Origin of the sequence: Pseudomonas fragi, from assembly GCF_900105835.1 — a bacterium.
GTDB classification, from domain to species: domain Bacteria; phylum Pseudomonadota; class Gammaproteobacteria; order Pseudomonadales; family Pseudomonadaceae; genus Aquipseudomonas; species Aquipseudomonas fragi.
In genome coordinates, this window is sequence record NZ_LT629783.1 from 1,724,969 (window position 1) to 1,749,439 (window position 24,471).

Annotated in this window: 28 protein-coding genes and 1 tRNA gene; 7 read left to right on the plus strand and 22 right to left on the minus strand. The window is 56.6% G+C overall.

The features are described from left to right. Nucleotides 1-12 precede the first annotated feature (12 nt). Nucleotides 13-1,332, minus strand: a complete 1,320-nt coding sequence (locus tag BLU25_RS07860; RefSeq protein ID WP_016782247.1) for an LLM class flavin-dependent oxidoreductase — start codon at nucleotides 1,330-1,332, stop codon at nucleotides 13-15. Between the two features lie 17 nt (nucleotides 1,333-1,349). Further along, a complete protein-coding gene (locus tag BLU25_RS07865) occupies nucleotides 1,350-2,273 on the minus strand; it encodes an ABC transporter substrate-binding protein (protein ID WP_016782246.1) in 924 nt (307 codons plus the stop codon). Nucleotides 2,274-2,586: 313 nt separating this feature from the next. On the opposite strand from BLU25_RS07865, the gene BLU25_RS07870 reads away from it, so the two are divergent. After that, nucleotides 2,587-3,825 (plus strand): acyl-CoA dehydrogenase family protein, encoded by a 1,239-nt coding sequence (locus BLU25_RS07870; RefSeq protein WP_083369586.1) that lies wholly within the window; start codon nucleotides 2,587-2,589, stop codon nucleotides 3,823-3,825. Nucleotides 3,826-3,964: 139 nt separating this feature from the next. Beyond that, complete coding sequence (locus tag BLU25_RS07875; protein ID WP_016782244.1) at nucleotides 3,965-4,480, plus strand: cupin domain-containing protein; 516 nt, start codon at nucleotides 3,965-3,967, stop codon at nucleotides 4,478-4,480. A 14-nt stretch (nucleotides 4,481-4,494) separates the two neighbouring features. On the opposite strand, the gene BLU25_RS07880 is transcribed toward BLU25_RS07875, so the two are convergent. Then, on the minus strand, nucleotides 4,495-5,316 hold the full coding sequence (locus BLU25_RS07880) for an AraC family transcriptional regulator (protein ID WP_016782243.1): 822 nt from the start codon (nucleotides 5,314-5,316) through the stop codon (nucleotides 4,495-4,497). Nucleotides 5,317-5,380: 64 nt separating this feature from the next. On the opposite strand from BLU25_RS07880, the gene BLU25_RS07885 reads away from it, so the two are divergent. After that, nucleotides 5,381-6,598, plus strand: coding sequence for an MFS transporter (locus BLU25_RS07885; protein WP_029611575.1), 1,218 nt, complete (start codon nucleotides 5,381-5,383; stop codon nucleotides 6,596-6,598). Between the two features lie 90 nt (nucleotides 6,599-6,688). Here the strand turns inward: BLU25_RS07885 and BLU25_RS07890 are convergent, their stop codons facing one another. Further along, nucleotides 6,689-7,249, minus strand: a complete 561-nt coding sequence (locus tag BLU25_RS07890; RefSeq protein WP_029611574.1) for an ATP phosphoribosyltransferase regulatory subunit — start codon at nucleotides 7,247-7,249, stop codon at nucleotides 6,689-6,691. 417 nt (nucleotides 7,250-7,666) lie between these two features. Here BLU25_RS07890 and BLU25_RS07895 point away from each other — a divergent pair, with 417 nt between their 5' ends. The 3 genes from BLU25_RS07895 to BLU25_RS07905 all read left to right on the plus strand — a co-directional run bounded on the left by BLU25_RS07895 (nucleotide 7,667) and on the right by BLU25_RS07905 (nucleotide 9,447). Then, nucleotides 7,667-8,212, plus strand: coding sequence for a dihydrofolate reductase family protein (locus tag BLU25_RS07895; RefSeq protein ID WP_016782240.1), 546 nt, complete (start codon nucleotides 7,667-7,669; stop codon nucleotides 8,210-8,212). A 144-nt stretch (nucleotides 8,213-8,356) separates the two neighbouring features. Beyond that, nucleotides 8,357-8,761 carry an antitoxin Xre-like helix-turn-helix domain-containing protein gene (locus BLU25_RS07900; RefSeq protein ID WP_016782239.1) on the plus strand — a complete coding sequence of 135 codons (405 nt, stop codon included), beginning with the start codon at nucleotides 8,357-8,359 and terminating at the stop codon, nucleotides 8,759-8,761. After that, nucleotides 8,755-9,447 carry an RES family NAD+ phosphorylase gene (locus BLU25_RS07905; protein WP_016782238.1) on the plus strand — a complete coding sequence of 231 codons (693 nt, stop codon included), beginning with the start codon at nucleotides 8,755-8,757 and terminating at the stop codon, nucleotides 9,445-9,447. Before BLU25_RS07900 ends, BLU25_RS07905 begins: the two co-directional genes overlap by 7 nt. Before the next feature lie 117 nt (nucleotides 9,448-9,564). On the opposite strand, the gene BLU25_RS07910 is transcribed toward BLU25_RS07905, so the two are convergent. From BLU25_RS07910 to BLU25_RS07990, 17 genes are all read right to left on the minus strand, one after another. Then, nucleotides 9,565-9,640, minus strand: a tRNA-Lys gene (locus BLU25_RS07910). A 74-nt stretch (nucleotides 9,641-9,714) separates the two neighbouring features. Further along, on the minus strand, nucleotides 9,715-10,389 hold the full coding sequence (gene queC / locus BLU25_RS07915; protein WP_037001506.1) for a 7-cyano-7-deazaguanine synthase QueC: 675 nt from the start codon (nucleotides 10,387-10,389) through the stop codon (nucleotides 9,715-9,717). A gap of 19 nt (nucleotides 10,390-10,408) precedes the next feature. Continuing rightward, on the minus strand, nucleotides 10,409-11,056 hold the full coding sequence (queE, locus tag BLU25_RS07920) for a 7-carboxy-7-deazaguanine synthase QueE (RefSeq protein WP_016782236.1): 648 nt from the start codon (nucleotides 11,054-11,056) through the stop codon (nucleotides 10,409-10,411). A 163-nt stretch (nucleotides 11,057-11,219) separates the two neighbouring features. Next, nucleotides 11,220-12,038, minus strand: coding sequence for a tol-pal system protein YbgF (ybgF, locus tag BLU25_RS07925; protein WP_029611573.1), 819 nt, complete (start codon nucleotides 12,036-12,038; stop codon nucleotides 11,220-11,222). Nucleotides 12,039-12,044: 6 nt separating this feature from the next. Further along, nucleotides 12,045-12,545: a peptidoglycan-associated lipoprotein Pal gene (gene pal / locus BLU25_RS07930; protein ID WP_003441254.1), complete on the minus strand. Its 501-nt coding sequence runs from the start codon at nucleotides 12,543-12,545 to the stop codon at nucleotides 12,045-12,047. Between the two features lie 55 nt (nucleotides 12,546-12,600). Next, nucleotides 12,601-13,851 carry a Tol-Pal system beta propeller repeat protein TolB gene (gene tolB / locus BLU25_RS07935; RefSeq protein ID WP_016782234.1) on the minus strand — a complete coding sequence of 417 codons (1,251 nt, stop codon included), beginning with the start codon at nucleotides 13,849-13,851 and terminating at the stop codon, nucleotides 12,601-12,603. 47 nt (nucleotides 13,852-13,898) lie between these two features. Next, entirely contained in the window at nucleotides 13,899-14,993 is a 1,095-nt protein-coding gene (gene tolA, locus BLU25_RS07940; RefSeq protein WP_016782233.1) for a cell envelope integrity protein TolA, read from the minus strand. Further along, on the minus strand, nucleotides 14,993-15,445 hold the full coding sequence (gene tolR / locus BLU25_RS07945) for a protein TolR (protein WP_162200692.1): 453 nt from the start codon (nucleotides 15,443-15,445) through the stop codon (nucleotides 14,993-14,995). The genes tolA and tolR overlap by 1 nt, the downstream gene beginning before the upstream one ends. Nucleotides 15,446-15,468: 23 nt before the next feature. After that, nucleotides 15,469-16,164: a protein TolQ gene (gene tolQ / locus BLU25_RS07950; protein WP_016782231.1), complete on the minus strand. Its 696-nt coding sequence runs from the start codon at nucleotides 16,162-16,164 to the stop codon at nucleotides 15,469-15,471. Further along, nucleotides 16,154-16,621, minus strand: coding sequence for a tol-pal system-associated acyl-CoA thioesterase (ybgC, locus tag BLU25_RS07955; RefSeq protein WP_016782230.1), 468 nt, complete (start codon nucleotides 16,619-16,621; stop codon nucleotides 16,154-16,156). The genes tolQ and ybgC overlap by 11 nt, the downstream gene beginning before the upstream one ends. A gap of 137 nt (nucleotides 16,622-16,758) precedes the next feature. Continuing rightward, nucleotides 16,759-17,817, minus strand: coding sequence for a Holliday junction branch migration DNA helicase RuvB (gene ruvB / locus BLU25_RS07960; RefSeq protein WP_016782229.1), 1,059 nt, complete (start codon nucleotides 17,815-17,817; stop codon nucleotides 16,759-16,761). Further along, on the minus strand, nucleotides 17,818-18,426 hold the full coding sequence (gene ruvA, locus BLU25_RS07965) for a Holliday junction branch migration protein RuvA (protein WP_016782228.1): 609 nt from the start codon (nucleotides 18,424-18,426) through the stop codon (nucleotides 17,818-17,820). It abuts the gene before it with no gap. Nucleotides 18,427-18,537: 111 nt separating this feature from the next. Continuing rightward, a complete protein-coding gene (gene ruvC / locus BLU25_RS07970; protein ID WP_029611572.1) occupies nucleotides 18,538-19,062 on the minus strand; it encodes a crossover junction endodeoxyribonuclease RuvC in 525 nt (174 codons plus the stop codon). Nucleotides 19,063-19,354: 292 nt separating this feature from the next. Next, nucleotides 19,355-20,101, minus strand: a complete 747-nt coding sequence (locus BLU25_RS07975) for a YebC/PmpR family DNA-binding transcriptional regulator (RefSeq protein WP_016782226.1) — start codon at nucleotides 20,099-20,101, stop codon at nucleotides 19,355-19,357. 109 nt (nucleotides 20,102-20,210) lie between these two features. Continuing rightward, nucleotides 20,211-21,986, minus strand: a complete 1,776-nt coding sequence (aspS, locus tag BLU25_RS07980; protein ID WP_016782225.1) for an aspartate--tRNA ligase — start codon at nucleotides 21,984-21,986, stop codon at nucleotides 20,211-20,213. 109 nt (nucleotides 21,987-22,095) lie between these two features. Then, a complete protein-coding gene (locus BLU25_RS07985) occupies nucleotides 22,096-22,317 on the minus strand; it encodes an FmdB family zinc ribbon protein (protein WP_029611571.1) in 222 nt (73 codons plus the stop codon). Between the two features lie 180 nt (nucleotides 22,318-22,497). Next, nucleotides 22,498-22,857, minus strand: coding sequence for a ribbon-helix-helix domain-containing protein (locus BLU25_RS07990; protein WP_037001504.1), 360 nt, complete (start codon nucleotides 22,855-22,857; stop codon nucleotides 22,498-22,500). 736 nt (nucleotides 22,858-23,593) lie between these two features. Between BLU25_RS07990 and BLU25_RS23840 the strand changes: the two genes are divergently transcribed. Next, nucleotides 23,594-24,196 carry a cold-shock protein gene (locus BLU25_RS23840; RefSeq protein ID WP_016782222.1) on the plus strand — a complete coding sequence of 201 codons (603 nt, stop codon included), beginning with the start codon at nucleotides 23,594-23,596 and terminating at the stop codon, nucleotides 24,194-24,196. Nucleotides 24,197-24,263: 67 nt separating this feature from the next. Here the strand turns inward: BLU25_RS23840 and BLU25_RS08000 are convergent, their stop codons facing one another. Beyond that, nucleotides 24,264-24,470: a SlyX family protein gene (locus BLU25_RS08000; RefSeq protein ID WP_029611570.1), complete on the minus strand. Its 207-nt coding sequence runs from the start codon at nucleotides 24,468-24,470 to the stop codon at nucleotides 24,264-24,266. Nucleotide 24,471 lies beyond the last annotated feature (1 nt).

The following is a 24,471-nucleotide window of genomic DNA, read 5'->3' on the forward strand; positions in this document are numbered from 1 at the left end:
GCGCTGTAGCGATCAATTGAAACTTTTCAAACCCAGGTGCTCGCGCAAGGTCGGGTGTTCGTAGGCGCTGCGCAGGTAGCCGCGACGTTGCAGGATCGGTACCACCGATTCGGTGAATTCGGTGAACGTGCCGGGCAGGTAGGCAGGCGACACCACATAACCGTCGCAGGCACCCAGTTCCAGCCAGTCGATCAATTGCTGCGCCACGCTATCTGCGGTGCCCGCCAATTGCGGCACGCGGATGCTGGCGGCCATGATCGCACCGTACTCGCCAAGGGTGATATCGCGCTCCAGACGCAGCTTTTGCGCGATCACATCGGGGGTCGCCGAGTGCCTGGCGATATCGAGCAGGCGGGTATCCAGCGGGAATTGGGTAAAGTCGAAATTGGACTGGGTCGACAGGGTGATAACCCCCAGTTCTGGGTTGGCCAGGGCATTGTGCTCATCGCGCTTTTTGAGCGCTTCGGTTTCAGTGCCGCCAATAAAGGGCATGACCGCCGTGAGGATTTTGCAGTCATCAGGGTTGCGGCCAATGGCACGCATTTGCTGGTGGATGTCCTGGCGGAATTCGAGCATACGCTCTACCCGACTGTTGATGCTGAAAATCACCTCGGCCCAGCGTGAACCAAACTGGCGCCCGCGCCCCGAAGCTCCGGCCTGGATCAACACCGGCTGGCCCTGGGGTACACGGGGGATATTAAGCGGCCCTTCGCAATCAAAATAAGTACCGCTGTGCTTGAACGCGTCGATCTTGCCCGGGTCGGCGAGGATGCCGCGCACCTTGTCCAGCACCAGCGCGTCCGGCTGCCAGCTGTTCCACAGTTTGAGCACCAGCTCGACAAATTCGTCGGCGCGGGCATAGCGCTGGTCATGGGCCAGGTGCTGCGCATGGCCAAACAGGCGCGCTTCGCTGTCGTTCATCGAGGTGACGATATTCCAGGCGCTGCGCCCTTTGGAGATATGGTCCAGAGAGGCGATGGCCCGCGCCACATGGGGCGGTTGGTAGTAGGTGGTGGAGCGTGTCAGCCCCAGGCCAATATGCCTGGTGTGACCGGCCAGCAGGCTGAGGATTGGCAGCGGATCGAGCCGCGCCGCATCCTGCGCACCCAGCTCGAAGGAACGCGCACGGGATTGCCCGGCCTGATCCCCGACTGCCAGGCGATCGGCAAAAAACAGCAGGTCGAAGCAGCCGTCTTCCAGGGTCTTGGCGATTTCAATGTAGTAGTCGGGGTCGAGAAAGTGGCTATGGGTTTGCGGGTGACGCCACACCGCGTGGCTATGTACCACGGGGCCCGAGAGCATGAACCCCGCCAATGCCATTTGCTTGGCCATATGGTTTTCCTTGGTTATCAGAGTGCGCGGTCAAACATGGGAGTGACGTCGTACGGCTTTTTCAGCAGCTTGGCGTCGTAGAGGAAATCCGAGGTGGCCTGGGCTTCGCTGACAATGGTCGGCGAGATCGGCAGTACGGTGATGGCGTCGCGCTTGAACCAGGCCTTGGCGATCTCCGGGGACGACTGGTTGGCCTTGGACCAGGCTGCGGCGTATTCGTCGACATGGCTTTGGCTCCATTCCCGGGCACGGGTCAGACGCTCGACAAAGTCCTTGATGATCTCGCCCTTTTGCGCCAGCACCGGCTCATAGGCAACCACATAAGTCGGTGCGCTCATCAGCCCCTTGGCATTGCGGATCAGGGTGCTGCCTTCTTTTTCCTGCAAGGACACATAGGGTTCCCAGGTACCAAAAGCGTCGATATCGCCCTGGCTCAGGGCCATGCTCGCCTCCGCCGGCAACAGGAACTTATAGTTGACGCTGTCACGCGGCACGCCTGCTTCGTCGAGGGCCTTGAACATCATCTGCTGGCTCCAGGAGCCATTCCAGATCGCCACGGTTTTGCCCTTGAGATCAGCCACCGAATGGATGCCCGGGCGGGCCACGATCCCTACGCCATTGAGGCTGGTCTGGGTGCTGGCCACGACTTTGACCGGAGCACCGTTGGCCGCCAGGCTGATCACCGGGGTATCCCCCACCACGCCAATATCCAGAGCGCCGCTGGCCACGGCCGAGGCCACCGGCGAGCCGGTATTGAAGCGCTTGAAGTCGATGGTATAGGGCAAGTCTTTAAGCTCACCCGAAAGTTCCAGAACGATGCGATTGGAGAAGAACTGATCGCCCACAACCAGGGTCTGTGGTGCAGCGGCGTAGACGGGAGTGCCATGCAGCAGCACAGAGGCCAGGCCCAACAGGGAGAGCAGTTTTAGACGTGTTGTCATTGAAGGTTCCTACAGAGTTAACAGCTAACTCAACCATCTGTAGGCATGCAGTCTGGCATTGAGAATAGAGGCTTTATGGATCGCCAAGCGTGGCGTTTTTAGAAGCTAGCGCAATAACGATATAGGCAACTAATACTTTTAAGGCATATCCATAGAACCCTGTCCGGGTATTGGCTTAGCTGTTTTTGATATTAAGAATTTGACCAATCTAGTATTAGGGTGGCATCACCAGACCACTGGGCCTAATCGCATTTACTTCACTCATTACAGCGCCAGCGCGCCTTTGAGCGCAGGCCCGGCAAGGTCAGACCGCATGCCTAACCCACAACTTGATATCTGGGGCACCGCCCCTAGCGCCCGTTACGAACAACTGGCCGCCCCCTTTCGCCCGCTGTTTGCGCACATCGGCGCACAAGCCGCCGAAGCTGACGGTTCGCGCAGCCACCTGGGCAAGGTGATCCAGAAACTGAACGCACTGGGCTTGCCACGCTGGCGCCTGCCGGCCAGTTACGGCGGGCAGGACGCCAGCCTGGTTGAGTTGCTCGCCCTGTTAACCGAATTATCCGCAGCCGACTCCAATATCACCCAGGCCTTGCGTGGGCATTTTGGTTTTTGCGAAGAAGTGCTGGTTTCCAAGGATCGCAACTGGCAGGCAAAGTGGCTGGACAAGCTCAGCCAGGGCGTACTGCTGTCACCGGGCAGTACCGAGGTGGGCACCCAGACCCGTGGTGAATTCGAAACCCGCATCCAGCGTGCAGCAGATGGCTCATTGCGCATCAGCGGCAAAAAGTTCTACACCACCGGCGCCCTGTACAGCGACCTGATCAACACCATCGGCACTGGCGACGACGGCACGCTGTACAGCGTCGTGGTCGACCTCAAGGCTCCCGGCGTGCAGATCATTGATGACTGGAACGGCTTTGGTCAGCGCCTGACGGCCAGCGGTACCTGCATCTTCGACAACGTACGGGTGGACGATGAGCCGCGCGCCACCGACCAGCGTTTTGCCTATGGCCAGTCGTTCTTCCAGATCTACCACCTCAGCACCCTGGCCGGCATCGCCCGCCGCGCCGCCTTGAGCGGCGCCGATGAACTGCACAGCCGCTCCCGAACCTTTTCCACGGGCAATGCCGACAGCGCCGCGCAGGACGTGCAATTGCTCCAGGTAATCGGCGAAGTGGCCAGCCAAGCCTACGCGGCACAGGCCATTGCCCGGTACGCGGCGCAGCGCCTGGAAAGCACCGCGCAATACACCATTGCCAGCGAGCAGCCGTTGACCCATGAAGACCCGCAGGTGGCACTGGCCGAGCTGGAGGTGTGCCTGGCGGTGAATCCCGTGGTGGACGCCACCCTGGCTGCGACCACGGCGCTGTTCGATGCCCTGGGCGCCAGCGCCACGGCCAGCAACAAGGCACTCGATCGTCTGTGGCGCAACGCCCGTACCCTGGCCAACCACAACCCGCGCGTGTACAAGTCGCGCATTGTCGGCAACTACCTGGTCAACGGTCTGGTGCCTCCTTCGCAATGGCGGGTGGGGGTGGCCAAGAGCTGAACATTGCGCGACGGCTTCAGCCCGGCAGGCCGGGCTGAAGCTGCGCTGGTTCAATGAAAAAAATGTTAATTGTCCAGAGCCCTTGCCCCGCAGAACATGGCCGCCTGTCACGTACTTCAGCACTAGGGAAACCGGCTCCATGCATCAACACACACGCGCACCGCTGCGCACTGCAATCCACCGCCTGAGCCGGCGTACAGCGGGGGCTGTGGCCATCACCCTGGCAACCCTGGGCGGTGCCCAGGCTGCCACCTCCACTGCCGACACCATCAAGGCCTACAAACTGTGCACGGGGGCAGACAACGCCTCCCATGTACTGCAAGGCACCATCGACCAGAACATGCGCAACGACGTGACCTCGATTCACTTCAAGCAAAGCCCGGCGCATGCCAGCTATGACTGGCATAACGACCCGGAGCCGCAATACGTCATCACATTGTCCGGCACCCTGGCGTTTGCAACCCGCAATGGCGAGACATTCACCCTGCACCCCGGCGAAGTGTTGATCGCTGAAGACAACACCGGTACGGGCCACCGCTGGAACATGGTCGATGACCAGCCCTGGCGTCGCGGCTATGTGGTACTCAAGCCTGGCACAAGGGACTCGTTCATCCCCGACGACCCGGCTGCCGCCAAGGTGTGTAACGGGTCGTAGTAACAAGCGGGCGGCTATTTGAAAAAATGGCTGGGGGTTCTGCCGAACTGTTTCTTGAACATGTTGGTGAACGCGCTGGGGCTTTCATAGCCCAGTGCAAACGCCACATCGATGATCTTCTCCCCCACTGCCATGCGCTCAACCGCCAGCAGCAAACGCGCCTGCTGGCGCCACTGGCCGAAGGTCATGCCGGTGTCCTTGCGAAACAGGCGCTGGATAGTTTTTTCATCGAGGCCCAGGTGGGTGCTCCAGTCCGCCAGCGTCGAACCGTCGGCGGGATTTTTTTGCAAACTGCGGCAAATCCCATTGATACGCGGATCGGCTGGCTGCGGCAAATGCAAAGGCAGTGCGGGCAGCAGGGCCAACTCGTCCAGAATCAACTGCATCACCCGATCTTCGCGGGAGTGCGCGGCATAGGGCTGCTGCAGGCCCACGGCAACCTTGATCAACTCGCTCAACAGCGGCGAGATGCTCACGGCCTTTACCTCGGCGGGCAGATCCACCAGCGCATCGGGCCGCACAAACACACTGCGCATTTTCAGCGGCCCCACACAACGGATCGAGTGAACCCGGCCACTGGGCATCCACACCCCCCGGTTGGAGGGAACAGTCCACTGGCTCGACTCGCTGTACACCACCATGACACCCGAGATGGCATAAAGCAGTTGATGCTTCTCATGGGTGTGAGGCGCAATGACCCAGTCCTGCGGATAATCGGTAGCACTGCCGATCACCGTCCGGTTGCTTTGATCGATCTCAAGCAAAAAATCAGTAAGCAGTTTGATCGCGACGCCCCTTTTGCGATGGTTTGCTCCCTTATACAGCGAGACAGGCATGCAGGCGAATTCTAGGATGGCCCCGAGCGTCGAGCTCGCACTCCTATCGCCCGGAAGATTTGCCATGCCTACAACAACTGCATCCCCGGCCTCTGCGTCTGCCTCAGTAGCCCGGCAAGCAAGCCCGCTTGTCATGAAAGTAATCGGCGCCTGCGCGCTGGCACATTTGATCAACGACCTGATCCAGGCCGTACTCCCTTCGATCTATCCCCTGCTCAAGGCCAACTACGGCCTGAGCTTTACCCAGGTGGGCCTGATTACTCTGACCTTCCAACTGACAGCTTCGCTGCTGCAACCCTGGGTGGGTTACCACACCGATCGCCATCCCAAACCCTGGTTGCTGCCGGCGGGCATGGTCTGCACCCTGATCGGGATCTTGATGCTGGCCTTCGCCGGTAGCTTTGCCTCGATCCTGGTGGCCAGTGCCCTGGTCGGCATCGGCTCATCGACCTTCCACCCGGAGACCTCGCGCGTGGCGCGGCTGGCCTCAGGCGGTCGCTATGGCCTGGCCCAGTCAACCTTCCAGGTGGGCGGCAATGCCGGCAGCGCTTTCGGCCCGTTACTGGCTGCAGCCATCGTGATCCCTTATGGCCAGGGGCATGTTGCCTGGTTTGGGCTGTTTGCGGCTTTTGCCATCGTCGTGCTGTACGGCTTGAGCCGCTGGTATCGCAACCACCTGGCCCTGTTCAAACTCAAACAGGGCAGCCAGGCGCACCACGGCCTGTCCAAAGGGCGAGTGACAGGTGCACTGGTGGTCCTGGCCATGCTGGTGTTCTCCAAGTACTTCTACATGACCAGCTTCACCAGCTACTTCACGTTTTACCTGATCGAGAAATTCCACCTGTCAGTGGCCAGCTCCCAGCTCTACCTGTTTTTGTTCCTCGGTTCAGTGGCGGCAGGTACCTTTTTTGGCGGCCCGATTGGCGACAGGATCGGACGCAAAAAAGTTATCTGGTTCTCGATCCTGGGTGCGGCCCCGTTCACGCTGGCGCTGCCTTATGTGGACCTGTTCTGGACAGGCATACTGAGCATGGTGATCGGTTTTATCCTGGCGTCGGCGTTCTCCGCCATCGTGGTCTTCGCCCAGGAACTGGTGCCAGGCAATGTCGGCATGATTGCCGGTGTGTTCTTCGGCCTGATGTTCGGTTTTGGCGGCATCGGTGCCGCGTTGCTGGGACATCTGGCGGACATCAAGGGCATCGAGTATGTATATGGACTCTGCTCTTACCTGCCGTTGCTGGGGGTATTGACCATCCTGCTGCCGAGTACCAAAGGGGTTTGAAGAGGGGCCAGGCTGGATGGGGCAAGCCACGGCAGTCAGCAGGCCTGTGGTGGCTTTTAAAAGCGCCTCCTGATGGAGGCGCCTTGACGATCACCGGCCCTGGACCATTCCTGAAGCGAGTAGCAACCGTTCAAGCCCGATACCGAACCCAGCGCCTTGTCGGTAGGCACCGCCGCCGACAACTTGTTGTTGTGCACCCAATACAGGGCAACGCACCTCGAAGCCATTCCCTTCAAGGTAATAACTTAAGCCACGCTTCACAGCCAGATTGAGTTCATATTCCAGGCCCAGCGAATCGAGAAAGCCCGAGCAAATGTCCTGGCTACGCATCAACGCCTTGGCGGGTTCAGGACTGAGAATTTCAAGTCCCAGTTGAGTGAATTCTCGATAACGCCCGGCTTGGGGTCGCTCATACCGATAACATCGCGCCACATAGAAAAACATCGCCTCTGCGCGCGCCCCAAGAAGCACATCGCAGCGTTCCTGAAAAAGCGCAGTCGCTTCGGGGATGAGACAACATGGACGCCCGGCCTTGTCATTGAAGGCCCACATTTGTCCGATAATTTCACTCCCGCCAGCTTTGTCAATAAACGTATTCTGGCCCCAAAGTGCGGGGACTATGACCTCTTCAGCCCCCGCATCGATGAAGATAGCTCCGGAAACGACCTTCCATCTCCCGCATCATTGCAGCCTCTTTCCCGGTCACTATTCGAGTTCCGCGCAGCATAGTCATTTTCACAATCTCCAATTTCAGGCAATAAAAAAGGCGCCATTGGCGCCTTGGTTTGGTTCACTGAAGGGTCAGAGCCGATATTTCGAACGCTGAGCAATCGATGAGCGTACGCAACCGCAGCACCCTGGGCGAGGTCCGTGATGGTGATGGCGATTGCTTGGAGTAAATTGAGTCATGGGGAATCCTTGCACAAATGCGCAAGCGCCTGCAAGCCTGCACACGTTGGACTACCCCCGCCGCCACAGACCATTTCCAACCCCATAATGAGACGCTATGCGATCTTCGGCTTTGAGGACATGCTATAAACACCGCCAAAAAAAGGAGTCTCTCTGACCATGGATACAAAATGTTCGGTCTTTATCGCAGCAAGTGTTGACGGCTTCATTGCCAGGATGGATGGAGATATTGAGTGGCTCCATCGGCCTGAGTACGAGTGCCCTGCACTGAAGGGACTCACTTATGATGAGTTCATGACGACGGTCGATGCACTGGTTATGGGGCGCAAGACACTGGACAAAGTGTTGTCCTTCCCTGAGTGGCCCTATGAGAACACGCGAGTCGTGGTGCTCTCACATGGTGCGGTACCGCTACCGCCTAAACTGCGAGGCCATGTCGATGTGTTGGCCGGCGATCCGGTACTTATCGTGGCGCAGCTTGCGGCTCAAGGTCTGAAGCATCTATATATAGACGGAGGTCAGACCATCCAGGCTTTCCTCGCAGCGGGATTGATCAACGAGATCACCATTACGCGTATTCCAGTGTTGTTGGGCAAAGGGATTCCATTGTTCAGCCAGCTGGGTGATGAGCGTAAATTATGTCTGATTGACTCATCAGCATCTGATAACGGATTTGTACAAAGTCGTTATCAAGTGCTCGCATAAGCTTGCTGATTGCAGCCTATTGTATGGAGTAACGGTTAAAGGTCTCTAACGTGCAGGCCGACAGATGGCTTTTTTTAATTTCGTTGCCCTATAGACTCATTTTACCTATATTTGAATCTACAGATTCAAAGCATGGTGAGGACAATGACAGTAGCCCTGCAAGCACAGACTTTTACCAAAGATCAGTGCGTGACCGGTCTTAGAGTGGCTGTAGGCATCCTCGAAAAATGGCATGCATCGAGTGATCAGGCCTGCCGTATCCTGCGTATTTCTCGAAGTACCTATACCCGGGCCAAGCAACGAGACGTTGAATGGTCCGTGGGGCTGGACTCAGATCAGATGCAACGGATCAGTTTCGTGCTGAACATTCACGCAGCGCTTCGTCTTGTTTTCGATAACCCCGAAAACGTTTATGGCTTCCCGACGATGGTAAACGACAACGATTTCTTCAATGGCCGCACGCCACTGGAAGTCATGTCACAGGGAGACATGATCTCGCTTTACGAAACCTTTCGCCGGATCGATGTATTGCGCGGAGCACAATGGTGAATTTAAGCCAGCTGGCAGATCTGAACAGCGAGCAGTTACAGGCATATCGACTGGTCAATTCAAAATTTCCGCCGATTGCCTTATTTGACGATGTCGCCAATCCAGAGGAGTTTGAAGCCCTCTATCAGATCCAGGCATTGACCAATCCCAGGTTGCAAAATGAAGTCGGCCGTATTGAATTGATACCGCGCTCAGAGATTCCATTTGGCATCCCGGGTTGCTCTTATGCGACCGCACCCTTCACACACGTCAACCCGGAGGGTTCACGATTCAGTAATGGCAGTTTCGGGGTTTTGTACCTGGCGGCTACGATGGAAGCTGCGCTGGCGGAGGTTCATCACCATCAGGACAAATACTGGTCGAACATCCAGGGCCTGAACTACGAGCGCTTCGTGTTCCGAGGGCTGTCCTGTTCCTTTGATGAACATTCAATGAAGGATGCAACGTCGTTACCCATGAGCAACCCGATCTACGACCCGGACGATTACACCCACTCGCGTTCTCTGGGCAAGATCGTCAAAGATGCAGGACATAAGGGGCTTCGGTACAACTCAGTGCGTTTGCAAGGCAACTACTGCTGGGCGCTTATGTCTCCAACGCCAGTCTCGTCCATTGTTCAAACAGCCCACTACGAAATGATCTGGAATGGGCATATCACCGGCGTGAACAAAATCAGCGAAGCCTGACGGCTCTACGAAGAAATCTGTGCACAGCACACATTCAGATCCGCATCCCGCCAAATCCCGGGCACAAAAAAGCCGGTGATCCCTGAGGATTAAACCGGCTGTTTTGGTGTAGCGATATGGTGGGTCGTGTGGGATTCGAACCTACGACCAATTGGTTAAAAGCCAACTGCTCTACCAACTGAGCTAACGACCCGCTTCGTTGTGGGACGTATAATACTGATTTCTAACGAGAATTCAACACCCGATCAGAAATAAACCCGAAATAATTCAAAAATAACGGGTTGGGTCGCTAATTCCGGCGGCGGCGAAGCCTTCTGCGCGCAAGCGGCAGCTGTCGCATTTTCCGCAGGCACGCCCTTGGGTGTCAGCCTGGTAGCAGGAAACCGTCAGCGAGTAGTCCACGCCCAGCTTTACACCTGCCTGTACGATTTGTGCCTTGCTCATGTTTTGCAGCGGCGCCTGGATTCGGAAGCCCTGCCCCTCTACCCCGGCCTTGGTCGCCAGGTTGGCCATGACTTCAAACGCCTCGACAAACTCCGGGCGGCAGTCTGGATAACCAGAGTAATCCACCGCGTTGACACCGATAAAGATGTCGCGAGCCTGCAGCACTTCTGCCCATCCCAATGCCAGGGACAGGAACACGGTGTTGCGCGCCGGCACATAAGTGACCGGGATACCTTCACTTGGAGCTTCTGGAACATCAATCGAACTGTCGGTCAGTGCCGAGCCGCCAATACCGTCCAGGTTCAGGCCAATCACTTTGTGCTCAACAGCGCCCAGATCGCGAGCCACCCGTGCAGCGGCGTCCAGCTCGGCACGGTGGCGCTGGCCGTAGTCAAAGCTCATGGTGTAGCAGCTATAGCCTTCAGCACGGGCCATAGCCACGACAGTTGCTGAATCGAGGCCGCCGGACAACAGGATCACGGCTCTTTTTTCAGTCACAACAGTTTGTTCGGTCATCTCAGCGCCCCGGCTCGTCATTCCACAGATATTTGTGCAACTGCATTTGCAAACGTACTGGCAGGTTATCCGCCACGATCCAGTCGGCCAGGTCACGGGCCGACAAATCATGGTGGCTCGGCGAAAACAGTACTTCGCCTGCCCGTCGCTCCAGCCCGTATTCAATCAACTTGGACACAGCCCAGTCATAGTCTTCCCGCGAGCAGATCACAAACTTGACCTGATCGTTGGGTGTCAACAAGGCAATGTTTTCGTAGAGGTTACGATGGGATTCCTTGGAACCTGGCGTTTTCAAATCGAGCACGCGGCTGACGCGCGGGTCGACTGCAGAGATATCCAGCGCTCCACTGGTCTCGATAGAGACTTCGTAGCCTGCATCGCAGAGCTGCTTGAGCAAAGGAATGGCATTGGGCTGGGCCAACGGCTCGCCACCGGTTACGCACACATAACGCGGGCGATAGCTGGCAACTTGCTCAAGGATGTCGTCCAGAGGGCGCACAGTACCGCCACTGAAGGCATAGGCGCTGTCACAGTAACCGCAGCGCAGAGGGCAACCGGTCAGGCGTACAAAAACGGTGGGCAGGCCAGCCGTTCGCGTCTCACCCTGCAACGAGTAAAAAACTTCGGTAATTCTCAATGTGTCTTGCATATTCGCCACGGGCGTAACAGCTAAACAGGCTGTCCGCCTCCGTCAGGCACTCCAAAAAATCTGCTTGCGCAGGATCAAGAAGAGCGTATTTCATAAAAGGGCGTGGATTCTAACGAAAAAACCCGCGACAGGCGCGGGTTTCTCGATGAAAGCATCGTATGTATTACATGCGCTGCAGATCGCGTTGCGCCAACTGTGCAGCCGAAGTGCCCGGATACTGGGCAACAACCTGCTGCAGAATGCCTTTTACCTTGTCGGTATGACCCAAGCGGCGCTCAACATCAGCCAGCTTGTAGAGCGAGTCCGGCACTTTGGCATGCTTGGGGTACAACTGGCTGACCTTGGCAAAGGCCTGGCCTGCCGCTTGCAAATCACCCTTGGCAAGGTTCACTTCACCCAACCAGTACTGGGCATTGCCCGCATACTGGCTATTTGGGTATTTGCGCAGAAAGGCGGTGAACGCCTGGCTGGCCTTGTCGAAGTCCTTTGCCTTGATCAGGTCGAAAGCAGCATCGTAATAGAGCTTCTCTTTCGCCGGATCACCAGGCTCGGAACTGGCAGCAGCCTGAGACGCAGGCGCTGCTGTATTGCCGGCGGCATTCGCACCACCAGCAGAAGAATTATCAGGAGCGGCGGCAGGAGCAACGCCAGCACCAATACGCCGATCAAGTTCCTGGTATCGCTCCAGGCTTTCTTGTTTCATGCGCGAAATATCATTTTGCAGAACTTCGATCACACCCTGTTGGCGGGCAATCTGCTCCTGCATTTGTTGCAGCTGGTTGAACAGCTCGCCCTGTGCCGAGACAGGGGCCGAAACCCCTCCCCCGGCATAGGCGCCGCTCGCACCATAACCCGGTGACGGATAACTCCCCCCGCTATTGTTATAGCCAGAGTTGTCATCGACCACAGGAACCGCAGCCCATGCCGCTAGCGGCATGAGGCTGAGAGTCAGAATAGTTACAGCACGGCGGCACGTTCGCATGACGAATTACTTACGCAGTTCGACGCGACGGTTTTGAGCCCACGACTGTTCGTCGTTGCCAGTAGCGATTGGACGCTCTTTACCGTAGGACACCAGCTCCAGCTGTGCTGGAGAAACGCCTTGCAGTACCAGGTAGCGTTGAACGGCTTTCGCACGACGCTCGCCCAGTGCCATGTTGTACTCACGAGTACCACGGGCGTCAGTGTTACCTTCCAGAACAACGCGAGCGCCGTTAGCTTTCAGGTCTTTGGCGTGAACGTCCAGAGCGCGCATTGCTTCTGGTTTCAGGTCCGAAGAATCGTATTCGAAGTAGAAAACAGTGATAGCGCGCAGAGCAGCTTCTTCGCTCAGGGAACCATCAACAGCGCCAGTGTTTGCGCCGTAACCAGCGTTTGGATCAACAGCAGCGCCTTCACCGGCATTGTCGCCGCCTTTGGACGAGCAACCTACAGCTACAGCCATGGCCAGTGCCAGCGCAGCAAATTTACCAAACTTCAGCATTTCCATCGTAAAACTCCTAATGAACCCCAAGTGTTATGTGCAACGTACAGCTATCACCACGTCAGTTCAGGTAAGGGGACCAGGAAGGTTCTCTGACTTCGCCTTGAGCGGTAGGAAGAGGGAGCCTTACGCGTCCGTTAATGGACACGAGCATCAAGACTCCCCGGCCCTGCTGGCGGGTGGCGTAGATTACCATGGTGCCGTTGGGCGCAACAGTAGCAGACTCATCAAGGTTGGTATCTGTGAGGATTTTCACGCTTCCACGCTGCAAATCTTGCGCCGCAACACGGAAATTGGTGAAGCCGTCCTGACGATGGATCATTACCAGGGTCTTTTCGTCAGCCGAAAGCTTGGGGCTGGCGTTGTAGTTGCCGATAAAGGTCACACGCTCTGCGTTGCCGCTACCCACATTGGTCTTGTAAATCTGCGGTTTGCCGCCACGGTCGGAGGTGAAATAGATGGTGGAACCATCTTTACCCCAGAAAGGTTCTGTATCAATTGCCGGGTTGTTGGTAACACGAGTCAACCCACGGGAAGCCAGATCCATGACATAGATCTCGGCATTACCGTCCTTGGACAATACGAACGCCAGCTTGGAGCCATCCGGCGACCACGCAGGTGCACCGTTCAGACCTTCAAAGTTGGTTATCTGCTCGCGACGACCAGTATCAATGTTCTGCACAAAAATACGCGGACGTTTCTGTTCGAACGATACATAAGCGATACGCTTGCCATCGGGTGCAAAACGCGGCGACAGGATCGGCTCACGGGATTGCAGCAGGGTCACGGCGCGAGCACCGTCGTAGTCCGAACGCTGCAGGGTGTAACGGGTGTTGGTGGCGCTGGCGCGCTCAGCCGTCACATACAGCAGACGGGTTGAGAATGCACCTTTGATACCGGTCAGCTTTTCAAACGACTGATCGGAGATGTAATGCGCCATGTCCCGCAGCTGTTCAGCCGTGCCCGACACACTGCCGGTCAGAACCGGTTGCTCGGTGGCCACGTTGAACAAGGCATATTGCACCTGCAGGCGACCGCCTGCTGGCACGATATTACCGACCATGACGTACTGGGCACCCAAGGCTTTCCAGTCGCGGAAAATGACTTCGCTGGCCTGAGTCGGCAAGCCAATCATGTTCTGCTTTGGAATCGGCGCGTAGTAACCCGAGTTGCGCAGGTCATTGCCGATGATTTCAGCCATGTCGTCCGGCAGCACAGTACCGCCCTGCCAACCAAAAGGGACTACGGCAATTGGCGTTGCCCGATCGCTGCCACTGGTGACCAGGATGTTCTTTTCATCTGCTACAGCCATCCCTGCCAGGCAGCAGACGACGACCAGCAGTCCTCGAAAAAGTTTAATCACAAGGCTAGATCCTCAGGTGTGAATGTCATCTTGAACGATCGATAAGGATTAAAATCGCTGGGCTTCATACCCTGCATTTCCGTTAAACGGCCAATGTTCTTGACCGCTGCCACAGCCGAGCTGTCGAAAGGCCCGTCACCGCTGGACTTGGCAACCGTTACAGAGGTTACCGTACCATCAGGCAACATGCCGATTTGCAGCACCACTGTCATGTTTTTGCGCGCCGACGGCGGACGAGCCCACCCTTCTGCTGCACGAGCACGAATCAAGTCATCGAAACTGCCGGCGACCTCATCACCTTGCTCATCTGCCAGTGCTTGCTGGCGTTGCGGCGTATCGGAAAGCAAATCAGCCAGGGCTTGCGCCTTTTTCTCTTCGGTCGATTTACGTGCTGCTTCTACGGCCTTTTTCTTGGCGGCATCGGCAGCGGCCTTTTTCTTCGCGTCTTCGGCGGATTTCTTTTTCGCCTCGTCTGCTACGGCCTTTTTCTTGGCGTCTTCAGCTGCTTTTTTCTTCGCATCTTCAGCCGCTTTTTTCTTGGCGTCTTCCGCGGCCTTTTTCTTGGCCTCTTCTTCAGCGGCCTTCTTGGCCTCTTCCTCGGATTTTTTCTTGGCTATGTCAGCCAGTTTTTTCTCTTCGGCTTTTTTGGCTTCAGTGGCTTTTTTGGCATCGTCGGCTTTTTTGGCTTCATCAGCCTTCTTCGCCTCGTCTGCCTTTTTGGCCTCGCTCGCTTTAGCTTCGTCTGCCTTCTTGGCTTCTGCAGCTTTTTCGGCAGCCTCTTCTTTCTTTTGTTCCGCGGCTTTTACGGCTTCCTGCTCAACCTTCTTTTGTTCCATCTGCTCGACTTCGGTCTGACGCGCGGCGGATTTCTTCGCCTCACCCGCAATCTTTTGATTGGTCTGGGTGGTCGCCTGACTCTTGGACTTGAGCTGGTACAAGGTCGCCTGAACAATCGGCTTGGAAGGCGGCAGTTCCGGAGTCATGGCAAAGCTGACAAACAGCATGCCAAAAATCAGGACGTGCAGCCCTACCGCCCAGACTGTAGGCCAAAAATAGTTTTCAGAGGCGGACGGCTCCCGCTGTTCGCGCATCAGGGAGCCTCGGTTATCAAGCCAACGTTACCGACCCCGGCCTTCTGCAGACCACCCATGGCACCCATGACCGCGCCGTAATCCACGGTCTTGTCGCCGCGAATAAAGACCTGGGTGTGCTTGCCGCCTTCATTGCCTGCGCGGATGATCTTGGTCACGGCGTCAGTCATCTGGGGCAAGGTCATTGCCTTGTCCATCTGCTTGTCGGTGTCGACTTCACTGCCAAGGTTCCAGAAATAGGTCTTGTCAGCCTTGATCGAAATGGTCAGGACCTGGGTGTTGTTGTCTTGCGGCAAGGCCTCGCTGGAGACCTTGGGCAAATCAACCTTCACACCCTGGTTGAGCATCGGTGCGGTCACCATGAAGATGACCAGCAGCACCAGCATCACGTCGATGTAAGGCACTACGTTCATCTCGGCGACCGGCTTGCGCTTTTTGCGCGCTCGAGCGATTAAAGCCATTGGAAATTACCTGCTTATTCTTCGCTGGTGTGCACTTTGCGGTGCAGGATCGCCTGGAATTCATCGGCGAAGGTGTAATAGCGGCTGATCAGCGTTTCGCTACGCGCAGCAAAACGGTTGTAGGCAATAACTGCCGGGATGGCCGCGAACAAGCCGATGGCCGTTGCGATCAGTGCTTCGGCAATGCCGGGCGCTACGGTCGCCAGGGTTGCCTGCTGGGCAGTTGCCAGGCCACGGAAGGAGTTCATGATGCCCCATACGGTACCGAACAGACCGATATACGGGCTCACGGAACCTACGGTGGCCAGGAACGGCAAGCTTTGCTCAAGCTTTTCTTCTTCACGCGAAATGGCTACGCGCATGGCACGCGCAACACCTTCCATAACGGCTTCAGGGTCAACGCCCGGCTGCTGACGCAGACGCGAGAACTCTTTGAAACCGGCACGGAAGATTTGTTCAACGCCAGAGTCCGGATCAGGATTGCTGCCCGCCTGACGATACAGCTTCGACAGGTCGATACCCGACCAGAAACGCTCTTCAAAGCTTTCCAGGGCACGTCGACCGGCGCGCAGCATGGTGCTGCGCTGAAAAATCATGACCCACGAGGTAACCGATGCGGCCAGCAGGGTCAACATTACCAACTGCACAACAATGCTGGCATTGCTGACCAAGCTCCACATGGAGGAATGGTCGACGACGTTAGCTTCCACGCTTTATCTCCTGCTCTAAATGTTTACCCGCGCCGCTCACGTCGGCAAAGGCCGTACGTAAAGCTTCGGGAATGGCTCGGGGTTTAAAACTATCGGCGCGCACACAGGCCACCAAAAACTGCCCTTCACAGAGCAGCGTTGCATCTGCAGCCCGCCAGACCTGCTGTTTGAAACGCAGGCTGGCACGGTTGAGTTCCATCACTTGCGCACTTACCAACAGTTCGTCGTCCAGTCGCGCCGGCGCGTGGTAGCGCGCCTCGCTGGAATGCACGACAAATAACAGGTTCTCGCCTGCCAGCGCGGACTGGGCAAACCCCAATTCCCGCAGCCTTTCGGTCCGAGCCCGCTCCATAAACTTTAGATAATTTACGTAATACACGACGCCACCCGCATCGGTGTCCTCGTAATAAACGCGACAGCGATGTGCGAACGGCTCAAGCCTGTTTTGCGCGCGCATACTCTAGTGCTTACTCCTCAGGTTGCCAATCCGCCAAACCACTGTTTTTTACGCTTCTTGGCCTTTATGACCGAAGATTTTCAGCGCCAGTCCTTGAGACAGCAAAAACCTTAAAAAAATCGACCGCTAACGGCTTATTAATCATCCAGAGCATTCAAAAATTCGTCTACCACAGGCATATCGCCCAAACGTGACGGAATGTTTAAACCGAAGTGCAAATACGCATGCCGGGTCACCACGCGACCACGCGGCGTGCGCATGATGTAACCCTGCTGAATCAGATACGGCTCCAACACATCTTCAATGGTATGACGCTCCTCGCTGATGGCTGCGGCAAGGCTGTCGACACCTACCGGCCCACCATCGAACTTCTCGATCATGGCCAGCAGCAAACGCCGGTCCTGATGATCAAAACCATGCTCATCAACATCAAGCAGGTTCAACGCCAGGTCAGCCACCGGCTTGGTGATATGACCCTTGGCGCGCACTTCGGCAAAATCGCGCACACGACGCAACAAACGATTGGCAATACGCGGTGTACCGCGCGCGCGCCGGGCAATTTCGTACGCCCCCTCAGGATCGAGCGGCAAACCGAAGATACCCGCCGAGCGACTGACAATCGTCGCCAGGTCGTCAGTACTATAGAACTCCAGTCGCTGAACAATCCCGAAACGATCACGCAATGGGTTGGTCAGCATCCCGGCCCGCGTGGTCGCCCCCACCAGGGTAAAGGGCGGCAGGTCGAGCTTGATCGAGCGCGCAGCCGGCCCTTCACCGATCATGATATCGAGCTGAAAGTCCTCCATTGCCGGGTACAGCACCTCTTCAACAATGGGCGACAGGCGATGGATCTCATCGATAAACAGCACATCATGAGGCTCAAGATTGGTCAGCAACGCGGCCAAATCACCCGGGCGCTCCAGGACCGGGCCGGAAGTGCTTTTGATCGACACACCCATTTCCTGGGCGATGATGTTGGCCAGTGTGGTCTTGCCCAACCCCGGCGGACCGAAAATCAGCGTGTGGTCCAGCGATTCCGAGCGCCCGCGCGCAGCCTGGATAAACAGCTCCATCTGTTCGCGCACGGTTGGCTGACCAATATAGTCGGCCAGGCTCAGAGGGCGAATCGCCCGGTCCTGAACTTCTTCCCGGTCCCGCCCGCTTGAGGCCGTAATCAGTCGATCAGCTTCAATCACTTAAATCATCCCCTTGAGGGCGCGGCGAATCATGTCTTCACTGCTCAACGTTTTATCCTTGATCGCAGAAACTGCCTTGCTCGCCTCCTGAGGTTTATAGCCCAGGGAGATCAAGGCGCTGACCGCATCACTTTCAGCACTGGCCACCGGCGCCGGAGCATCCGGCTGATTAGGTACCAGAGCGAACATGCTGGGTACTTGCTCCCACGCCTTGAAGCGATCTTTCAACTCTACCAGCAGCCGTTCCGCGGTTTTCTTGCCGACCCCCGGCACTTTGGTCAAGGCCGAGGTGTCCTGGGCCTGCACGCAACGCACCAACTCATCGACCTCAAGGCTGGACATCAATGCCAGGGCCAGCTTGGGGCCAACGCCGTTGAGGCGGATCAGCTCGCGGAAAAAGTCGCGCTCGCGCTTGCCTATGAAACCATAGAGCAACTGGGCATCTTCGCGAACGACCAGATGGGTATGCAGGGTCAGCGGCTCACCGATAGACGGTAGCCGGTAGAGGGTGGTCATCGGCACTTCCAGCTCATAGCCCAGGCCGTTTACATCGAGAATCAGGTGCGGCGGCTGTTTTTCAGCCAGAGTGCCGCGCAAGCGTCCAATCACGTTTCAGATCCTTTTCTCTGGCCAGATCAATGGCTGACAAGTAGAGCGACAGAGCAGCATCATTACAGATGAAGCCCTGCCAGCAAGCTTAATTAGGTTAAAAACCGCGACTCACAGACGCAAGCGTCCGCCACGGCTGCGCGCCGCCCCCAAACCATGGGGCAGCAGGCTTGAACGCGTATGGGCGTGGCACAAGGCAATCGCCAGCGCATCCGAGGCATCGATTTGCGGCTTGCTGGTCAACTTGAGCAGGTGCATGACCATCATCATCACCTGTTCTTTATTGGCACCACCCGTGCCTGCCACGGCCTGCTTGACCTGGGTTGCTGAATACTCGGCGATTTCCAGGTTTTCTTCGGCGCCGGCAACAATAGCCGCCCCCCGGGCCTGCCCCAGCTTTAGCGCCGAATCGGCATTGCGCGCCATAAACACCTTTTCGATGCCCATGGTGACAGGACCGTACGTCTGAATAACCTCACGCACACCACGATAGACGATCTGCAACCGCTCATGCAGTTCGCCGCTACCTGTACGAATACACCCCGAAGCCACATACACACAACCACGCCCAGTGTCTCGCACTACGCCATAGCCAGTGATTCGCGAACCCGGATCGATACCAAGAATAAGAGTCATAACGCCTGCAGCTTATGAAGTGACGCCCACCGGCAAATACCCGGACAGCTTAAAGGCAGAAGCCGGAGGTGCCCAGCGCCGCGATTGTCGCGACGGAGCACCCCCGGCCTCTTGATTGACGCAGTCAGTGTTCTGCCTCTCAAATATGATTCTTTTTTGAAGAGTGGCTGTTGTTGTCAGGCAAGACGCCGCGACGACTCATAGCTGGCTATGGGGAGTAGCGGCAACGCAGCATGGCAACAACAGACGCCTTCAAAAAGGATCAATATTTGCGAGGCAGGACACTAAAGTCTCAGGCAAGCTGTTCCAGGACGGCGTCAGGGATTTCAGCGTTGGAATATACGTTTTGTACGTCATCCAGGTCTTCAAGCATGTCGATCAGCTTGAGCACCTTTTCAGCGCCCTCCAGATCCAGCTCGGCACTGGTGGTCGGCAACATGACGATTTCAGCGTCTGTCGGCTTGAACCCTGCAGCTTCCAATGCGTTACGCACAGCATAGAAACTGGAGAACGATGTGAACACATCGATCGAACCGTCTTCGTTGGTCACCACGTCGTCAGCATCGGCCTCCATCGCCGCTTCCATCAGCGCATCTTCATCGACGCCGGCGGCATAGGAGATCTGCCCCTTGCGCTCGAACAGATAAGCGACGGAGCCGTCAGTGCCAAGGTTGCCGCCACACTTGCTGAACGCATGACGCACAGCTGCTGCAGTACGGTTACGGTTGTCGGTCATGCACTCGACCATCACGGCAACACCGCCCGGGCCATAGCCTTCGTAGCTCAACTCGACCATGTCGTCGGTGTCTGCGGCGCCAGCGCCGCGGGCGACCGCACGATCAATGATGTCGCGGCTCATATTTGCACCAAGGGCCTTGTCTAGCGCCAGACGCAGACGCGGGTTGGAGCTCGGGTCGCCACCACCCTGACGGGCAGCAACGGTCAGCTCACGGATCCACTTGGTGAAAATCTTGCCTTTTTTGGCATCCTGACGCTCTTTGCGGTGCTTGATGTTCGCCCACTTAGAATGACCTGCCATAACGCACTCCGAATCCCTTTAAAAACCTTGCCAGGCCTGGGCCTGACAATAAAAATTCTCGACCAAAAAAACAAAGGCGCACCCGAGGATGCGCCTTTGCAGGTCAGACTTACTCAGCCTTGGCTTGTTCGCGCAAACGAATGTGCAGCTCGCGCAACGCTTTGGCATCTACAACGCCAGGCGCTTGTGTCATCACACAGGCAGCGCTCTGGGTTTTCGGGAAGGCAATCACTTCACGAATCGACTGGGCGCCAGTCATCAGCATCACCAGACGATCCAGGCCGAAGGCCAGACCACCGTGGGGCGGCGCGCCATATTTCAGGGCGTCCAGCAGGAAGCCGAACTTCTCTTCCTGCTCGGCTTCTTCGATACCCAGCAGGCGGAATACAGCTTGCTGCATTTCCTTGCGATGGATACGGATAGAACCGCCACCCAGCTCGGTACCGTTCAAGACCATGTCGTAAGCGCGCGAGATCGCGGTTGCCGGGTTGGCTTCCAGTTCTTCAGGCGAGCACTTCGGCGCAGTGAACGGGTGGTGCAAGGCGCTGAAGCTGCCGTCGTCGTTCTCTTCGAACATCGGGAAGTCGACAACCCACATTGGTGCCCACTCGCAGGTCAGCAGGTTCAGGTCGTTACCCACCTTGATCCGCAGCGCGCCCAGGGCCTCGCTGACGATCTTGGCCTTGTCGGCACCGAAGAACACGATGTCGCCATCGACTGCGCCAACGCGATCGAGGATCACGTTCAGGTTGGCTTCAGGGATGTTTTTAACGATCGGCGACTGCAGACCTTCCACGCCTTTGGCGCGCTCGTTGACCTTGATATACGCCAGGCCTTTGGCACCGTAGATGCCGACAAACTTGGTGTAGTCGTCGATCTGCTTGCGCGGCATGCTTGCAGCACCCGGAACACGCAGGGCCGCGATACGGCATTTAGGGTCGTTGGCCGGGCCGCTGAACACCTTGAAGTCGACGTCTTTCAGTTGATCGGCAACGTCTACCAGTTCCAGCGGGTTACGCAGGTCAGGCTTGTCGGAACCGTAACGGCGCATGGCTTCTTCGAAGGTCATGTGCGGGAATTCGCCGAATTCCAGATCCAGCACTTCCTTGAACAGGTTGCGGATCATGCCTTCGGTCAGGCCCATGATGTCTTTTTCATCGAGGAAGCTGGTTTCGATGTCGATCTGGGTGAATTCAGGCTGACGGTCGGCACGCAGGTCTTCGTCGCGGAAGCACTTGGCGATCTGGTAGTAGCGGTCAAAACCGGCAACCATCAGCAACTGCTTGAACAGCTGTGGCGATTGCGGCAGTGCAAAGAACGAACCGGCGTGGGTACGGCTAGGCACCAGGTAGTCACGTGCGCCTTCAGGCGTGGCACGGGTCAGGATCGGTGTTTCAACGTCCAGGAAGCCGTTTTCGTCGAGGTAACGACGGATGCTGGTGGTCATGCGCGAACGCAGGCGCAGCTTCTCGAGCATTTCCGGGCGACGCAGGTCGATAAAGCGATAGCGCAGGCGGGTCTCTTCGCCAACGTCGGAGAACTCGTTGAGCGGGAACGGCGGGGTTTCCGCTTCGTTCAGCACTTCGAGCTCGTAACCCAGCACTTCGATCATGCCCGAAGCCATGTTGGTGTTGCCGGCACCGGCCGGGCGCAAGCGCACCTTACCAGTGATCTTGACGACATACTCACTGCGCACACGGTCGGCGGCAGCGAAGGTTTCAGCGCGATCCGGGTCGAAAACCACCTGGGCCAGACCATCACGATCACGGATATCGAGGAAAATCACCCCACCGTGGTCACGGCGACGGTGAACCCATCCGCAAAGGGTAATTTCCTGGCCGTCCAGGCTTTCGTTCAGTTGGCCGCAATAATGGCTGCGCATCATGGTAGTGGTTTCACTTCTCGTAATTCGAAATTCGGTGGAAGTCTTGCGCACCGTCGGTGCTGGTAACCTTGCAAGAGCCCGCTTGTGTTCTGACTGCTTTCGCTCGACCTCAGTCGGATTTATCGCCGCCTGCCAGATTCTTTTTCGAACCTGTCTTGAAGTCTGTTTCATACCAGCCTGTACCGCTAAGGCGGAAGCCCGGCATGGACAGCATCTTCTTCAGCTCGGGGGCCTGACAGGCGGGACAATCAACCAGCGGTGCAGCGCTGATCTTTTGAATGGCTTCCAGCTGATGACCACAGGAAGCACACTGGTAATCGTACATGGGCATTGGCGTGTCTCGACAATCCGTGAGCGGCAACCCTTGAGCAGGGCCACACAGCAAAGAGCGAGATTATATCTGGTAAATCGAGCCATTGCAGCCGCATGAACAGCCAGAAGCCCCTAAATGCATCATAAATATTGGACGATTACAAGCCATCGACCAGACAGCTTCTACCCGCCACCTTGTTCAACCCACGAATACCTGCTGCGCCATCCCCTGGGGACCGCGCGCCCTCTTCAATAAATGCATCACACAAACGACCCGAATAAACCCGCTGAAGTTTTTCACCCCGCCATGCCGCAAGTGAACCTCCAGATCGATATAAGACAGTAGCGTGTTGATTGAACAGTTGTTGATATGTGAGATATCGGCCAAAACCTCCCAGTACACTTCCTCAAGGCGCAAACAAGTGGCAAAGCCATTCAATCGCACTGAGCGCGACAAGGGCCGGGCCAGCGTCATGCCAAAGTCCAGTATCACAGGATCGACCCTGACTCTTTGCAGTAATCGGCAGCCGGTATTTTCTTGCTGAATCAATCGTCCCATCGTAAAGCACTCCATTGCGCATCATTGGATTTGATCAATCTTTTTCAAAGAATTTGCCTCATCAAACGACATGTAAAAATTCTTATCCAGCGGATCAAACCCGCAAATCTGTAGGAGCGCTCTCGGTACGAGCGACGAATATCGACAGGCGCAAACGCGGCGCACGACGACCGCCCAGCACTCGCAACAACGGCAGCAACAACGCCCTTCTATCAAGACCTGAACGTTGCCTCCATTAATCTTGTCGACGGCAAACGTATGCATTTACCGAACGATGCCAATGCCAGGCGGCCCGATACTTTGGATAGCCAGGTAAAGCCGGGCATGAAGAGCAAGAACTGCCAACCCCGTGATTGCGTCCGGCACAAGGGACAAAGGCTTTGACGACAAGTGGTTGCCCCTGCGCGCACTTATGGCCCTCACGGCTCACGTTATCAGAGAGCAGCGTTCCTATAACTACAAGACGGGAGGACTACACACGTCTAAAACAAGGCTTTCGTAAAATGCAGAAATCGCCCAAACCTCAGCAAGCAGTCGCGCTCACCGATAGCTCTTTACGCTTAATTTGAGTAGGCCCGAGCTTTGCTGTTAAATTGGCAGCGTGTTGCCCAATTTTCGCCTCTGGCGAGGGCGCATAGGCTGATGAACTCGCGTGTCCAGCGCCTCCATTTTTTTCTGAAGCGAACCGTGCGCAGTCAGCTCTTCCTTGCGATCTATCTTAATGTGAGTCATTGAAATGTTGAAAATCGTCCACCTGATAACGGGTGCAGCGGCTTTGCTGCTGTCCTTTATTCCCAGCCTGCAACCCGAAGCCTTACCTTACCTCCAACATCCTGATGCCCTTTACCTGGCTTTTTTTGGCCTGCTGAACCTGACACTGGCCCCAGTTATTCCGTTCTGGAATAAAGGTCCGCGTCACCAACTGCAAAACCTGGTCAGCGCCCTGCTGGTGCTTTCCGTGGTCCTGCAAACACTGACCCTGTTCGGCCTTCTGCTGCCGATCGGTGATCAGCCCGCTGTACTGCTCGGCCTTACGCCTGCTGTGATTGCCGTGCTGCTGCATCTTGCTGTCAGCTTCTACAAGTCTTCACCTTCGTCATCCTCGCACAGCTATGACATGACCAACCGCGATACGGGGACGGTCAAATGGTTCAACACTTCAAAGGGTTTCGGCTTTATTTCGCGAGATTCCGGCGATGATATTTTTGTCCACTTTCGCGCCATCCGTGGCGAAGGCCACCGGGTTTTGGTGGAAGGGCAACGGGTCGAGTTCTCGGTCATGAACCGCGACAAGGGCCTGCAGGCCGAAGACGTGATCGCCGCACTGCCGCGCCGCTGATTCAAGCCTGAAAAAAACCGCGATCAGCCTGGCTGAATCGCGGTTTTTTTATGCCTGCATAAAACCATCAATAATGCGGTGGCGGAGCCTCTTCTTCAAAAGACTCGAACTGCCCGCCCATTTCCTCCTGGCGCTTGAGCAAGGCAGCCATCTGCATCTGCAGACGGTCCACTGCGTTCTGCTGGGCAACCAGCACATCATTCAATGCCTGAATGGTGTCATCCTGAAAAGCCAGGCGGCTCTCAAGGTCCATCACTCGCGCTTCAAGCGTCACG

Coding starts and splice junctions, on each gene's coding strand:
- BLU25_RS07985 (WP_029611571.1), bottom strand. CDS start 22,317: ATGCCCATGTACGATTACCAGTGTGCTTCCTGTGGTCATCAGCTGGAA.
- BLU25_RS07990 (WP_037001504.1), bottom strand. CDS start 22,857: ATGGGACGATTGATTCAGCAAGAAAATACCGGCTGCCGATTACTGCAA.
- aspS (WP_016782225.1), bottom strand. CDS start 21,986: ATGATGCGCAGCCATTATTGCGGCCAACTGAACGAAAGCCTGGACGGC.
- BLU25_RS07860 (WP_016782247.1), bottom strand. CDS start 1,332: ATGGCCAAGCAAATGGCATTGGCGGGGTTCATGCTCTCGGGCCCCGTG.
- ruvC (WP_029611572.1), bottom strand. CDS start 19,062: ATGACTCTTATTCTTGGTATCGATCCGGGTTCGCGAATCACTGGCTAT.
- queE (WP_016782236.1), bottom strand. CDS start 11,056: ATGCAAGACACATTGAGAATTACCGAAGTTTTTTACTCGTTGCAGGGT.
- BLU25_RS23840 (WP_016782222.1), top strand. CDS start 23,594: ATGTTGAAAATCGTCCACCTGATAACGGGTGCAGCGGCTTTGCTGCTG.
- BLU25_RS07865 (WP_016782246.1), bottom strand. CDS start 2,273: ATGACAACACGTCTAAAACTGCTCTCCCTGTTGGGCCTGGCCTCTGTG.
- BLU25_RS07975 (WP_016782226.1), bottom strand. CDS start 20,101: ATGGCAGGTCATTCTAAGTGGGCGAACATCAAGCACCGCAAAGAGCGT.
- BLU25_RS07885 (WP_029611575.1), top strand. CDS start 5,381: ATGCCTACAACAACTGCATCCCCGGCCTCTGCGTCTGCCTCAGTAGCC.
- pal (WP_003441254.1), bottom strand. CDS start 12,545: ATGGAAATGCTGAAGTTTGGTAAATTTGCTGCGCTGGCACTGGCCATG.
- BLU25_RS07880 (WP_016782243.1), bottom strand. CDS start 5,316: ATGCCTGTCTCGCTGTATAAGGGAGCAAACCATCGCAAAAGGGGCGTC.
- BLU25_RS07905 (WP_016782238.1), top strand. CDS start 8,755: ATGGTGAATTTAAGCCAGCTGGCAGATCTGAACAGCGAGCAGTTACAG.
- tolA (WP_016782233.1), bottom strand. CDS start 14,993: ATGCGCGAACAGCGGGAGCCGTCCGCCTCTGAAAACTATTTTTGGCCT.
- ybgF (WP_029611573.1), bottom strand. CDS start 12,038: ATGCGAACGTGCCGCCGTGCTGTAACTATTCTGACTCTCAGCCTCATG.
- ybgC (WP_016782230.1), bottom strand. CDS start 16,621: ATGCGCGCGCAAAACAGGCTTGAGCCGTTCGCACATCGCTGTCGCGTT.
- BLU25_RS07870 (WP_083369586.1), top strand. CDS start 2,587: ATGCCTAACCCACAACTTGATATCTGGGGCACCGCCCCTAGCGCCCGT.
- BLU25_RS07900 (WP_016782239.1), top strand. CDS start 8,357: ATGACAGTAGCCCTGCAAGCACAGACTTTTACCAAAGATCAGTGCGTG.
- tolB (WP_016782234.1), bottom strand. CDS start 13,851: ATGGCTGTAGCAGATGAAAAGAACATCCTGGTCACCAGTGGCAGCGAT.
- BLU25_RS07895 (WP_016782240.1), top strand. CDS start 7,667: ATGGATACAAAATGTTCGGTCTTTATCGCAGCAAGTGTTGACGGCTTC.
- BLU25_RS07875 (WP_016782244.1), top strand. CDS start 3,965: ATGCATCAACACACACGCGCACCGCTGCGCACTGCAATCCACCGCCTG.